This is a genomic window from Pseudonocardia halophobica, from assembly GCF_027922425.1.
GTDB lineage: Bacteria > Actinomycetota > Actinomycetes > Mycobacteriales > Pseudonocardiaceae > Pseudonocardia > Pseudonocardia halophobica.
In genome coordinates, this window is record NZ_BSFQ01000010.1 from 62,585 (window position 1) to 74,836 (window position 12,252).

The following is a 12,252-nucleotide window of genomic DNA, read 5'->3' on the forward strand; positions in this document are numbered from 1 at the left end:
TGACCTCCTCTGCCCCACCGCGGAACCCCGTCCGCGGACCGGAGCCGCCGATCGGCTCGTCGGTGCGAGCCATGATGATCCTTCTGTCGGGATGTGGCCAGCGCAACATCCCGCATGATCGGTGAACGGTTCCCCCGTTCGGATCACGCGGACGGGTGATCGCTGCGGGCGCTCTCGCGACGGTGAGGTCACCTCCGCGTCACGGGCGGATGGCCTACGCCAGCTGGACGAGTTCCAGGTAGTCCGCCGACCAGTGGTCCTCGGTACCGTCCGGAAGCACGATCACCTTGTCGGGTTCGAGTGCCTCGACGGCACCCGGGTCGTGGGTGACCAGCACGACGGCCCCCTCGAAGCGGCGCAGCGCGTCGAGCACCTGCTCCCGGCTGGCCGGGTCGAGGTTGTTCGTGGGCTCGTCGAGCAGCAGGACGTTCGCCGCGCTGGAGACCAGCCCGGCCATCGCGAGCCGGGTCCGCTCGCCGCCGGAGAGCGTGCCCGCCGGCTGCTCCAGCTGCTCGCCGGAGAACATGAACGTGCCCAGGACCGTGCGGAGCTGCTGCTCCGGCGCGTCGGGCGAGGCGTGCCGGATGTTGTCCCAGACGCTGGCGTCCATGTCGAGCGTGTCGTGTTCCTGCGCGAAGTACCCGGTGCGCAGCCCGTGACCCGGCACGACCCCGCCGGAGTCCGACTTCTCGGTCCCGGCCAGCAGCCGCAGCAGGGTGGTCTTGCCGGCGCCGTTGAGGCCCAGCACCACGACCTTGGTCCCGCGGTCGACGGCCAGGTCGACGCCGGTGAACACCTCCAGCGACCCGTAGGCCTTGGACAGGTTCTCGGCGGTGAGCGGCGTGCGCCCGCACGGGGCCGGCGTGGGGAACCGGATCTTGGCCACCCGGTCCGCCTGCCGCTCGGGCTCGAGCCCGGCCAGCAGCTCGTCCGCCCGGCGCGCCATGTTCTTGGCCGCGACGGCCTTCGTGGCCTTTGCGCCCATCTTCGCGGCCTGGGCGTGCAGCGCCGAGGCCTTCTTCTCGGCGTTGGCCCGCTCGCGGCGGCGGCGCTTCTCGTCCGTGGCGCGCGCCTCGAGGTAGCGCTTCCAGTTCATGTTGTACTGGTCGACCTCGCCGCGGGTGGCGTCGAGGAACCACACCTTGTTCACCACGGCGGCCAGCAGGTCGGTGTCGTGGCTGATCACCACGAGCCCGCCCTCGTGGGACTGCAGGAACCCGCGCAGCCAGGTGATCGAGTCGGCGTCGAGGTGGTTGGTCGGCTCGTCCAGCAGCAGCGTGGTGGCGCTCTGGGAGCCGCCGTCCGACGCCGCGAACAGGATCCGGGCCAGCTCGACGCGCCGGCGCTGCCCGCCGGACAGGGTGGCGATCTGCTGGTTCAGCACCCGCTCGGGCAGCCCGAGGTTGGTGCAGATCCGGGCGGCCTCGCTCTCGGCGGCGTACCCGCCGAGGGCGGCGAACCGCTCCTCGAGCCGCCCGTACTCGCGGACGGCCTTCTCGTTCTCCGGGCCGTCGACCAGCTCGGCCATCGCGGTCTGGACCTTCTCCAGCTTGCGCAGCAGCTCGTCGAGGCCGCGCGCGGAGAGCACCCGGTCCTTCGCGGTGACGGAGAGGTCGCCCTCGCGCGGGTCCTGCGGGAGGTAGCCGACGGGCGAGTTGCTGGTGACGGTGCCGCCGTAGGGCTCGCCCTCCCCCGCCAGCACGCGCATGGAGGTGGTCTTGCCGGCGCCGTTGCGGCCGACGAGGCCGATCCGGTCGCCGGGCTGGACGCGCAGGGTGGCACCGGACAGCAGGATGCGGGAGCCGGCGCGCAGCTCGAGGTCGGTGGCGGTGATCATGAGAAGGACTCCGGGGACGGGGTCGGACGAGGAGGGCGGCCTGCGGGCACACGTGTGCCCGGGCGCGGCGCCTACTCGATCAGGATCACGCCACCAGGCTACCGGCACGCGCACCCCGATTTCCCCCGTAGGGTCACCGCCATGACCGAAGTCACCGCCGACGGCACGGGGGACCTCGCCGGTCGCGCCGCGCTCGTCACGGGCGCCAGCCGCGGGATCGGGCTCGCGGTCGCCGCCGAGCTGCTGTCCCGCGGCGCGTCCGTCGCGATCACCGGCCGCAAGCTCCCCGACCTCGAGGCCGCGGCCGCGGAGCTCGGCGCGCCGGGGCGCGTGCTGACGATCGCCGGCAACGCGGGCGACGCCGCCCACCGCGCGGAGGCGGTCACGCGGACCGTCGAGGAGTTCGGCAACCTCGCGATCCTCGTGAACAACGCCGGCATCAACCCGCAGTACGGGCCGCTGGTCGACGCCGACCTCGGCGCCGTCTCGAAGATCTTCGACGTCAACGTGGTCGCCCCGCTGGGGTTCGTGCAGCTCGCGTACCGGGCGTGGATGCGGGAGCACGGCGGCGCGATCGTGAACGTCGCGTCGATGGCGGGGATCCGGGCGACCGGCGTCATCGGGGCGTACGGGGCGTCGAAGGGCGCACTGATCCGGCTCACCGAGGAGCTGGCGGGCCAGCTCGGCCCGGGCATCCGGGTCAACGCGGTGGCCCCCGCCGTCGTCAAGACGCGGTTCGCGGCCGCGCTGTACGAGCGGGACGAGGAGGGCGTGGCGAACCGCTACCCGATGAAGCGGCTCGGCACCCCCGAGGACGTCGCCGCGGCCGTCGGGTTCCTGGTGTCCGACGCGTCGGGCTGGATCACCGGCGAGACCGTCCGGCTCGACGGCGGAGCCCTGGCCTCCGGGGGGAACGGCTGAACGTGCGGGAGCCCGCGGCAGGGACGGCGCACGTCCCGGCCCCTCCCCCGGGCGCGGTCGACGTGCTGGTCGCCGGCGGCGGCCCGGCGGGGCGCGCGCTCGCCGCCGCCTGCGCGCGGACCGGCCTGCGCACCGCTCTCGCCGACCCCGCTCCGGACCGCCCCTGGCGCGCGACCTACGCGGCGTGGGCGGGCGAGCTGCCGGCGGACCTGCCGGCGGAGGTGGTGGCGACGCGGGCGCGGGGCCGTGCCGTGGCGCTCACCGAGCACCGGCTGGGCTGGGAGTACACGGTGCTCGACACCGCGGCCCTGCGCGCCCACCTCGACGCCGGGCTGAGCGGCGTGACCGTCCACCGGGCGAAGGTGGTGGGCAGCGAGCCCGGGTACGCCCGGCTGGCCGACGGGTGCATCCCCGCGCGGCTCGTCGTCGACGCCACGGGGCACCGCCGCGACCGTCGTCCCGCCGCCGAGCAGACCGCGTACGGGCTGGTCGTCGACGAGGCCGTCGCCGCTCCACTGGTGGCGCCCGGCGAGGCGTTGTTCATGGACTGGCGGCAGGACCATCACCGTCCCGGCGGCGCCTGGCCGACCTTCCTCTACGCCGTCCCGCTGGGCGGCGGCCGGGTGCTGGTCGAGGAGACGTCGCTGGCCCGCCGACCCGGCCTGTCCCTGCCCGAGCTGCGCGAGCGGCTGCACGCCCGCCTCGCGCACCGCGGGGTGCGGCCGCCCGCCGACGCCGAGGAGGAACGCGTCCGCTTCCCCGTCGAGGGGCCGATCGGCGCGACCCTCGCCCCCGGGCCCGCGTTCGGCGCCGCGGGTGCGCTGGTCCACCCCGCGACCGGTTTCTCGGTGGCGACCGCGCTGCGGCTGGCCCCGCTGCTCGCGGAGGCGCTCGCGGGGTCCGCGCCCCGGCGCGCGGCGCGGTCGGTCGTGTGGCCGGCGCAGGCACGCGCGGTGCACGTGCTGCGGCACCGCGGGCTCGAGGCGCTGCTGCGCATGCCGCCGGACCGCGTGCCGGCGTTCTTCGAGGTGTTCCTCGGCCTGCCCGCGCACCACCGCTGGGCCTACCTCACCGGCCGCGCCGACCTGCCCGGCACCGCCGCCGCGATGCGGGCGCTCTGGGCACGGGCGGACTGGCCGTTGCGCGCCCGGCTCGTGGGTCCCGCGCTGCTGCCCCGGGCCCGGCCCGCCACCACCGGGTGACGCTCGCGAGTCGGGGCAGGTCAACGAACTACCCGCCGGTAATCTGCGGGGACCATCGTGTGACCGATCCCCCGGAGGGCACATGTCCGCCTACACCACCGTCGTCGTCGGCACGGACGGATCCCCGACCTCGTACGTCGCCGTGGAGCGCGCGGCGGCCGTCGCCCGCGACTCCGACGCCGAGCTCGTGCTCGTCTCGGCCTACACGCCGGCCTCCCGCGAGGACACCCTCGAGGCCGAGGACGCGCTCGGCGCGGAGGCCTACCAGGTGCGTGGCTGGTCGCCCGCCGAGGAGGCCCTGCGCACCGCCGAGGACAAGGCCGCCGCGGTCGGCGCCACCAAGATCACCAAGGTCGCCGAGGACGGCGCCCCCGCCGACGTGCTGCGCAAGGCGGTCAAGGAGCACGACGCCGACCTGCTCGTGGTGGGCAACAAGGGCCTCAACACGCTCAGCGGCCGCATCCTCGGCTCGGTCCCGTCCGACGTCGCCCGCCGCTCCGGCGTCGACGTCCTGATCGTGCACACCACCTGAGCAGCCCGTGAGCGAGGGCTGGGTCCGGGACCTCGAGGCGTTCCTCGCGGCCGCGGACCGCGGCGAGCGGCGGCGGCTCGACGAGTCCACCGCACTCGTCACGGCACTCGAGGAGATCGTCCTGGGCGGCCCGCGGCGGCACACCCGCGCCGAGGTCGTCCAGCTGGCCGGCCTCTCCGACGAGGAGGGTGTGCGGCTCTGGCGGGCCCTCGGCTTCCCCGAAGTGCCCGACGACGCGGTGTTCTTCACCGACCGGGACGTCCAGGCCGCGTCGATGCTCGGCCGCGACCCCGCGGCGGCGGCCATTCCCGCCGACGTCCGCGAGGCGATGCTGCGGGCCGTCGCCCAGTCGGTCTCGCGGCTCGCCGAGTGGCAGATCGGCATGCTGGCCCGGATGCTGGCCGACCGCGCCGGGCAGGTCTCCGCCGAGCAGGCCGTGGAGTTCACCGCCGGGCTCCTGCCGAAGCTCGAGCTGCTGCAGGTCTACATCTGGCGGCGGCACCTGGCCGCCACGATGTCCCGGTTCGTGGTCGGCGGGATCCAGGACGACCCCGCCGCCGACACCGCCGCCGAGACCCGCACCCTCAGCGTCGGGTTCGCGGACATGGTCGGCTTCACCCGCACCACGCGCCGGCGCTCCCCCGCCGAGCTGTCCGAGATGATCGAGCACTTCGAGGCCAGCACGACCGACGTGATCACCGAGTGCGGCGGGCGGCTCGTCAAGACCGTCGGCGACGAGGTGCTGTTCGTGACCGACGAGCCCGCCGGGGCCGCTTGGCTGGCCCTGCGGCTGCGCGACCGGGTGCGCCGCGAGCCCTCGCTCCCCCCGCTGCGGATCGGGCTCGCCGCCGGGGACGTGCTGCTGCGCTTCGGCGACGTCTACGGCGAGCCGGTCAACATCGCCGCCCGGCTCACCACCCACGCCCGCCCGGACACGGTGCTGGTCGACCGCGAGGTCGCGCACGGAATCGAGGACGACGAGCGGTTCAGTGTGCGCCGGCTCAAGCCCCTGCAGGTCCGGGGCTACCGGCACCTGCAGCCCTACCTGCTGCGCGAGCGCGGCGACGGCGGCTGACAGCGCACTATGGAGCCATCATGCGATTCTCGAACTGTTTTGGACGCATTATGGAACCATAATGCGCTTCGGAGCCGACTCTGAACGCACTATGGAACCATAATGCGCGTTCGAGAACCCTCTCTGCGCATCATGGTTCCATAGTGCGATTACTCAGACGCGGAAGCCGAGGGCCCGCAGCTGCTCGCGGCCGTCCTCGGTGATCTTCTCGGGACCCCACGGCGGCATCCAGACCCAGTTGATCGTGATGTCCTCGACCAGGCCGCCGGTGCTGCCGCCGGTGAGGGCGGAGCGGGCCTGCTCCTCGATCACGTCCGTCAGCGGGCAGGCCGCCGACGTCAGGGTCATGTCGATGATCGCCTTGTTGTCCTCGACCTTCAGGCCGTAGACCAAACCCAGGTCGACGACGTTGATCCCGAGCTCGGGGTCGACCACGTCGCGCATGGCCTCCTCGATGTCGTCGAGCGAGGGGCCCTCGCCGGCGGCCTGCGCGGCCGGCGGCTCCGGCATGCCGGCCGCCCCCCGGACGATCTCCGGGTCGGTCGTCCCGGCGGTGTTGTCGCTCATGCCTCCTCCTTCACCCGCGCCACCGCGTCCTTGAACGCCATCCAGCCCAGCAGAGCACACTTCACGCGCGCCGGGTACTTGGAGACCCCGGCGAACGCGATGCCGTCGCCGATGACCTCCTCGTCGCCCGCGATCTTGCCGCGGCTCTGCGCCATCTCCTGGAAGGACTCGAGGATCCGGAACGCCTCCTCGACGCTCTTGCCGACGACGAGGTCGGTCAGCACCGACGTCGACGCCTGGCTGATCGAGCAGCCGAGGGACTCGTAGGACACGTCCTGCACGGTCCGGTTCGCGCCGTCCCCGTCGAGCTTGACCCGCAGGGTCACCTCGTCCCCGCAGGTGGGGTTGACGTGGTGGGTCTCCGCGTCGAACGGGTCCCGCAGGCCGGCCCCGTGGGGCTGGCGGTAATGGTCCAGGATGATCTCCTGGTACATCTGTTCGAGCTGCATCACGCGACCCCGAAGAACTCCCGGGCGGCCCGCACGCCGTCGGCGAGCTGGGCCACCTCCTCCACCGTGGTGTACACGTGGAAGGACGCCCGGACGGTCGCCGCGATTCCGAAGCGCCGGTGCAGCGGCCAGGCGCAGTGGTGCCCGACCCGCACGGCGATGCCGCGGTCGTCGAGCACCTGCCCGACGTCGTGCGCGTGCACCCCGTCGACCACGAACGACACCGCGCCGCCCCGCTGCTCGAGCGAGTCCGGCCCGATGATCCGCACGCCCTCGACCTCGCGCAGCGTGTCCAGCGCGACCCTCGTCAGCTCCCGCTCGTGCGCGAAGACCGCGTCCATGCCGATCGCGGACAGGTAGTCCACGGCGGCGCCCAGGCCCACGGCCTGCGACGTCATCGGCACGCCGGCCTCGAACCGCTGCGGCGGCGGGGCGTAGGTCGAGCCCTCCATCCGCACCATCTCGATCATCGAGCCGCCGGTGATGAAGGGCGGCATCGCGTCGAGCAGCTCGGTGCGGCCGTAGAGCACGCCGACCCCGGACGGGCCGAGCATCTTGTGCCCGGAGAAGGCGGCGAAGTCGACGCCGAGCTCCGTCAGGTTGACCGGCATGTGCGGGACGGACTGGCACGCGTCGAGCACCGTGAGCGCGCCGACGGCCTGTGCCCGCCGCACCAGCTCCTCGACCGGGGCGAGGGAGCCCAGGACGTTGGACTGGTGGGCGAAGGCCACGACCTTGGTGCGCTCGCTGAGCTCCAGCGAGTCGAGGTCGATCCGGCCGTCCTCGGTGACCGAGTACCAGCGCAGCGTGGCGCCGGTGCGCCGGCACAGCTCCTGCCAGGGCACCAGGTTGGCGTGGTGCTCCAGCTCGGTGACGACGATCTCGTCGCCGGGCCCGACCGCGAACCGCTCCGACTCCGCGCCGAGGCCCGTGCGGATCGACGAGTTGCTCATCGCGTACGCGACGAGGTTGATCGCCTCGGTGGCGTTCTTGGTGAACACCAGCTCCTCGGGCTCGGCACCGGTGAAGACGGCGATCTTCGACCGCGCGGCCTCGTAGTCGTCCGTGGCCTCCTCGGCGAGCTGGTGCGCGCCGCGGTGCACGGCCGCGTTGTGCGTCTCGAGGAAGAGCCGCTCGGCGTCGAGCACCTGGCGCGGGCGCTGCGAGGTGGCGCCCGAGTCCAGGTAGACCAGCGGGCGCCCCTCGCGGACGGTGCGCGACAGGATCGGGAAGTCGTCGCGGATCGTGGCGACGTCCAGACCCGCCGTGGGGGTCTGGAGGGTGGTCACGACGCGACCTTCACGAACCGCTCGTAGCCGTTCTTCTCCAGGTCGTCCGCCAGCTCGGGGCCACCGGACTCGACGACGCGTCCGCCGGCGAAGACGTGCACGAAGTCCGGGGTGATGTGCTGCAGGATCCGCGTGTAGTGCGTGATCAGCAGGACGCCGTTCTCCGGGGAGCGGTACCGGTTCACGCCCTCGGACACGACCCGCAGGGCGTCGACGTCGAGACCGGAGTCGGTCTCGTCGAGGATCGCGATCTTCGGGTTGAGCAGGGCGAGCTGCAGCACCTCGTGGCGCTTCTTCTCGCCGCCGGAGAAGCCCTCGTTGACCGAGCGGTCCGCGAACTCCTCGGAGATCTCGAGGTCGGCCATCGCGCCCTTGACCTCCTTGACCCAGGTGCGCAGCTTCGGGGCCTCGCCGCGGATCGCGGTGGCCGCCGAGCGCAGGAAGTTCGCCATCGAGACGCCCGGCACCTCGACGGGGTACTGCATGGCGAGGAACAGACCGGCGCGGGCCCGCTCGTCGACGGTCATCTCGAGCACGTCCTCGCCGTCGAGCAGGACCTGGCCCGAGGTGATCTCGTACTTCGGGTGGCCCGCGATCGCGTAGGCGAGCGTGGACTTGCCGGAGCCGTTCGGCCCCATGATCGCGTGGGTCTCCCCGGCCTTCACGGTCAGGTCGACCCCGCGCAGGATCGGCTTCGGACCGTCGTCGGTGCTGACCGACGCGTGCAGGTCCTTGATCTCCAGGGTGGACATCGCTGTTCGGAACTCCTGTGGTGGGAAGGGCTAGACGCCGGTGACGGCGAGCTCGGCCTCGATGGCCGCGTCGAGCCGCTCACGCAGCGCCGGGAGGGCGCCTGCGCCGTGGGTCGGGATGCGCTGCAGGATCTCGCCGAAGAACGCGCGGACCACCAGACGCCGGGCCTGGTCCTCGGGGATGCCGCGGCTCTGCAGGTAGAACAGCTGCTCGTCGTCGAAGCGGCCGGTCGCGCTGGCGTGGCCCGCCGACACGATCTCGCCGGTCTCGATCTCGAGGTTCGGCACCGAGTCCGCGCGGGCGTGCTCGGTGAGCACGAGGTTGCGGTTGAACTCGAAGGTCTCGGTGCTCTCCGCCTCCGCCTGGATCAGCACGTCGCCGATCCACACGGTGTGCGCGTCCGTGGTGCCCGCGCGGCCCTGCAGGGCGTTCTTGTAGAGCACGTTCGACTTGCAGTGCGGCACCGCGTGGTCGACCAGCAGGCGCTGCTCGAGGTGCTGCCCCGCGTCGGCGTAGCCCAGCCCGACCAGGTCGACGTCGCCGCCCGGGGCCCGGTAGGTCACCGTCGGGCTGACGCGGACGAGGTCCCCGCCGAGCGAGACCGACACGACCCGGAGGGTCGCGTCCCGGCCGATCGACAGGTGCTGCGCCGACACGTGCACGGCGTCGTCCGCCCACTCCTCGGTGACCACCAGGGTCAGCCGCGAGGAGTCCGCGAGCACGACCTCCAGGTTGTCCGCCAGCACGCCGGACCCGCGGTGCTCGAGCACCACGGTGGCCTCGGCGAACGGGGTGGTGCGCAGCTGCAGGTGCCCCGCGGCCGTCGAGCCGGCGCCCGGGCCGTCGACGGTGATCGTGAGGGGCTCCGGGGTGCCGTCGAACGTGACGACGGTGGCCTCGGCGAACGCCGACCAGGCCTGGGCGGCCACGCGGTCGGCGGGGACGCCGCCCTCTCCGATCCGCGCGTCGTCCCGCCCGACGGTCTCCACGGTCACGCCCTCGGCGGCCGGCACCGTGACCGGCGCCCGGCCGTCGAGCGCCGCGCTGCCGTCGTGCAGGCCCTTGAGGCGCTTGAGCGGGGTGAACCGCCAGTTCTCCTCGCGCCCGCGGGGGACCTCGAAGGCCTCGACGTCGTACGAGGTGAAGCGCTCACCGGCGGAGAGGACGGGCTTCTCGCCCTGCCCCTCCTTCGCGCCGGCCAGCTCGGGGGCGAGCCCCGCGACTTCGGGGGCTGTGTTCGGAACCGTCATCCGACGGAACCCTCCATCTGCAGCTCGATCAGGCGGTTCAGCTCGAGGGCGTACTCCATGGGGAGCTCGCGCGCGATGGGCTCGACGAACCCGCGCACGACCATCGCCATGGCCTCGTCCTCGGTGAGCCCGCGGCTCATCAGGTAGAAGAGCTGGTCGTCCGACACCTTGGAGACGGTGGCCTCGTGGCCCATCTGCACGTCGTCCGTGCGGATGTCGACGTACGGGTAGGTGTCGCTGCGGCTGATCGTGTCGACCAGCAGCGCGTCGCACTTCACCGTGCTCTTCGAGTTCTTGGCCCGGGGGTTGACCCGGATCAGGCCGCGGTACGACGTGCGCCCGCCGCCGCGCGCCACCGACTTCGAGATGATCGTCGACGACGTGTTCGGCGCCAGGTGCGTCATCTTCGCGCCCGCGTCCTGGTGCTGGCCCTCGCCGGCGAACGCGATGGACAGGACCTCGCCCTTGGCGTGCTCGCCCATCAGCATCACGGCCGGGTACTTCATGGTCACCTTCGAGCCGAGGTTGCCGTCGACCCACTCCATGGTGGCGCCCTCTTCGGCCTTGGCACGCTTGGTGACCAGGTTGTACACGTTGTTCGACCAGTTCTGGATGGTCGTGTACCGGACCCGGGCGTTCTTCTTGACGACGATCTCGACGACCGCCGAGTGCAGCGAGTCCGACTTGTAGATCGGCGCGGTGCAGCCCTCGACGTAGTGCACGTACGAGCCCTCGTCCGCGATGATCAGCGTCCGCTCGAATTGGCCCATGTTCTCGGTGTTGATCCGGAAGTAGGCCTGCAGCGGGATGTCCACGTGCACGCCCGGCGGCACGTAGATGAACGAGCCGCCCGACCACACGGCGGAGTTCAGCGCGGAGAACTTGTTGTCGCCACTGGGGATCACCGAGCCGAAGTACTCCTGGAACAGCTCCGGGTGCTCGCGCAGCCCGGTGTCGGTGTCCAGGAAGATGACGCCCTGCTCCTCCAGGTCCTCGCGGATCTGGTGGTAGACGACCTCGGACTCGTACTGCGCGGCGACACCGGCGACCAGGCGGGCCTTCTCGGCCTCCGGGATGCCCAGCTTGTCGTAGGTGTTCTTGATGTCCTCGGGCAGGTCCTCCCAGCTGGAGGCCTGCTTCTCCGTGGACCGCACGAAGTACTTGATGTTGTCGAAGTCGATGCCGGAGAGGTCGGAGCCCCACCGCGGCATCGGCTTGCGTTCGAACAGGTCGAGGGCCTTGAGCCGGAAGTCGAGCATCCACTGCGGCTCGTTCTTCAGGCGGGAGATGTCGGCCACCACGTCGGCGGACAAGCCGCGACGGGCGGACGCGCCGGCGACGTCCGGGTCCGACCAGCCGAAGTCGTACCGGCCGAGCGTCGCGAGCGTCTCCTCCTGCGTGAGCCCTGGCTTCACCTCAGGAGTGGTCGTCATGAAGACTGCCTCCCTCTCGGGGACGTGGTGGTCGCTTGCTGCCCCAACGGTCCCGGGCGCTGCCCGGTACGGAGGCGTTCGGGAGCCTCCGGGAACACGGTGGGGACGTGGGTGGTGCACGCGGAGTCGCCGCGCGCGATGGTGGCCAAGCGTTGCACGTGCGTGCCGAGGACCTCCGCGAAGGCCGCGGTCTCGGCCTCGCATAGCTCCGGGAACTCCGCCGCGACGTGGGCCACCGGGCAGTGGTGCTGGCACAGCTGCACGCCGTGCCCGGCCTCGCGGGCCGCCGCGGCGTAGCCCCGCGACGTGAGCACCTTCGCGAGCGCCTCGGCCCGCTCCTCCGGCGTGCCGGCCGCGTGGATCTCGTCCTCGGCGCCGCCGAGGAGCTCGTGCACGCGCGAGCGGGCGAACTCGCCGACGGCCTGCTCCCCCGCGTGCGCCGCGAGGAACCGCAGGGCCGAGGTGGCGAGGTCGTCGTAGCCGTGCCCGAAGCGGACCCGGCCGGCGTCGGTGAGCAGGAAGTGCTTGGCCGGACGGCCGCGCGAGCGCCGGGTGCGCCGCGGCGCGTCCCGGGTCTCCGCCTCGCCGTCGGCGATCAGCGCGTCCAGGTGCCGGCGCACGGCGGCGGCCGAGAGCTCCAGCTCGGCGGCGACCTCCGCGGCCGTGATCGGCCCCTGCTCCAGCAGGAGCCGGGCCACGGCGAGCCGCGTGCGTCCCTCGGCATGGGCGGGGACGTGCGCCACGTGCCCGGCCGGTGCGGGCACGGCGACGGCGGACGCCTGCGGCGCCCGGGTCGTGGTGCTCGGTCCGGCTGTTTTCACAACACCAGTGTTGCGTATATGCCCCGGCGCGGCAAAGGCGGCCCCCCGGGCAGGTGATCGGACTCACCATGAGCACCCGTCCGGTGCCGTTCGTCCGCCCGTGGCGGGCCGTCCGCAGTGCCG

12 protein-coding genes are annotated in these 12,252 nt (G+C 72.7%); 4 read left to right on the forward strand and 8 right to left on the reverse strand.

The window, feature by feature from the left end; genetic code table 11:
* Positions 1 to 214: 214 nt before the first annotated feature.
* Positions 215 to 1,837, reverse strand: coding sequence for an ABC-F family ATP-binding cassette domain-containing protein (locus PKE99_RS14205; RefSeq protein WP_037038752.1), 1,623 nt, complete (start codon positions 1,835 to 1,837; stop codon positions 215 to 217).
* A gap of 141 nt (positions 1,838 to 1,978) precedes the next feature.
* Between PKE99_RS14205 and PKE99_RS14210 the strand changes: the two genes are divergently transcribed.
* The 4 genes from PKE99_RS14210 to PKE99_RS14225 all read left to right on the forward strand — a co-directional run bounded on the left by PKE99_RS14210 (position 1,979) and on the right by PKE99_RS14225 (position 5,567).
* The gene (locus PKE99_RS14210; RefSeq protein WP_037038749.1) at positions 1,979 to 2,758 is read left to right on the forward strand and encodes an SDR family oxidoreductase; all 780 of its coding nucleotides are present in this window, start codon (positions 1,979 to 1,981) and stop codon (positions 2,756 to 2,758) included.
* A gap of 2 nt (positions 2,759 to 2,760) precedes the next feature.
* Complete coding sequence (locus PKE99_RS14215; protein ID WP_051736495.1) at positions 2,761 to 3,960, forward strand: lycopene cyclase family protein; 1,200 nt, start codon at positions 2,761 to 2,763, stop codon at positions 3,958 to 3,960.
* Positions 3,961 to 4,042: 82 nt separating this feature from the next.
* Positions 4,043 to 4,492: a universal stress protein gene (locus PKE99_RS14220; RefSeq protein WP_037038748.1), complete on the forward strand. Its 450-nt coding sequence runs from the start codon at positions 4,043 to 4,045 to the stop codon at positions 4,490 to 4,492.
* A gap of 7 nt (positions 4,493 to 4,499) precedes the next feature.
* Complete coding sequence (locus PKE99_RS14225) at positions 4,500 to 5,567, forward strand: adenylate/guanylate cyclase domain-containing protein (RefSeq protein WP_081923615.1); 1,068 nt, start codon at positions 4,500 to 4,502, stop codon at positions 5,565 to 5,567.
* 153 nt (positions 5,568 to 5,720) lie between these two features.
* On the opposite strand, the gene PKE99_RS14230 is transcribed toward PKE99_RS14225, so the two are convergent.
* Genes PKE99_RS14230 through PKE99_RS14260 form a run of 7 tightly spaced genes read right to left on the reverse strand, consistent with a single transcriptional unit; the run spans position 5,721 to position 12,129 of the window.
* The gene (locus PKE99_RS14230) at positions 5,721 to 6,134 is read right to left on the reverse strand and encodes a metal-sulfur cluster assembly factor (RefSeq protein ID WP_037038746.1); all 414 of its coding nucleotides are present in this window, start codon (positions 6,132 to 6,134) and stop codon (positions 5,721 to 5,723) included.
* The gene (gene sufU / locus PKE99_RS14235; protein WP_037039267.1) at positions 6,131 to 6,583 is read right to left on the reverse strand and encodes a Fe-S cluster assembly sulfur transfer protein SufU; all 453 of its coding nucleotides are present in this window, start codon (positions 6,581 to 6,583) and stop codon (positions 6,131 to 6,133) included. The genes PKE99_RS14230 and sufU overlap by 4 nt, the downstream gene beginning before the upstream one ends.
* Positions 6,583 to 7,872, reverse strand: a complete 1,290-nt coding sequence (locus tag PKE99_RS14240) for a cysteine desulfurase (RefSeq protein WP_037038745.1) — start codon at positions 7,870 to 7,872, stop codon at positions 6,583 to 6,585. The genes sufU and PKE99_RS14240 overlap by 1 nt, the downstream gene beginning before the upstream one ends.
* Positions 7,869 to 8,624 carry a Fe-S cluster assembly ATPase SufC gene (sufC, locus tag PKE99_RS14245; protein ID WP_037038744.1) on the reverse strand — a complete coding sequence of 252 codons (756 nt, stop codon included), beginning with the start codon at positions 8,622 to 8,624 and terminating at the stop codon, positions 7,869 to 7,871. Before sufC ends, PKE99_RS14240 begins: the two co-directional genes overlap by 4 nt.
* 30 nt (positions 8,625 to 8,654) lie before the next feature.
* Positions 8,655 to 9,875: a Fe-S cluster assembly protein SufD gene (gene sufD / locus PKE99_RS14250; RefSeq protein ID WP_081923614.1), complete on the reverse strand. Its 1,221-nt coding sequence runs from the start codon at positions 9,873 to 9,875 to the stop codon at positions 8,655 to 8,657.
* Complete coding sequence (gene sufB, locus PKE99_RS14255; RefSeq protein WP_037038743.1) at positions 9,872 to 11,308, reverse strand: Fe-S cluster assembly protein SufB; 1,437 nt, start codon at positions 11,306 to 11,308, stop codon at positions 9,872 to 9,874. Before sufB ends, sufD begins: the two co-directional genes overlap by 4 nt.
* Positions 11,305 to 12,129 (reverse strand): helix-turn-helix transcriptional regulator, encoded by an 825-nt coding sequence (locus PKE99_RS14260; RefSeq protein WP_081923613.1) that lies wholly within the window; start codon positions 12,127 to 12,129, stop codon positions 11,305 to 11,307. Before PKE99_RS14260 ends, sufB begins: the two co-directional genes overlap by 4 nt.
* Positions 12,130 to 12,252 lie beyond the last annotated feature (123 nt).

Bases quoted from the DNA above. Each gene is read 5' to 3' on its own strand.
- PKE99_RS14205 (WP_037038752.1), bottom strand. From the start codon at position 1,837: ATGATCACCGCCACCGACCTCGAGCTGCGCGCCGGCTCCCGCATCCTG.
- PKE99_RS14210 (WP_037038749.1), top strand. From the start codon at position 1,979: ATGACCGAAGTCACCGCCGACGGCACGGGGGACCTCGCCGGTCGCGCC.
- PKE99_RS14220 (WP_037038748.1), top strand. From the start codon at position 4,043: ATGTCCGCCTACACCACCGTCGTCGTCGGCACGGACGGATCCCCGACC.
- PKE99_RS14230 (WP_037038746.1), bottom strand. From the start codon at position 6,134: ATGAGCGACAACACCGCCGGGACGACCGACCCGGAGATCGTCCGGGGG.
- sufU (WP_037039267.1), bottom strand. From the start codon at position 6,583: ATGCAGCTCGAACAGATGTACCAGGAGATCATCCTGGACCATTACCGC.
- sufC (WP_037038744.1), bottom strand. From the start codon at position 8,624: ATGTCCACCCTGGAGATCAAGGACCTGCACGCGTCGGTCAGCACCGAC.
- sufD (WP_081923614.1), bottom strand. From the start codon at position 9,875: ATGACGGTTCCGAACACAGCCCCCGAAGTCGCGGGGCTCGCCCCCGAG.
- sufB (WP_037038743.1), bottom strand. From the start codon at position 11,308: ATGACGACCACTCCTGAGGTGAAGCCAGGGCTCACGCAGGAGGAGACG.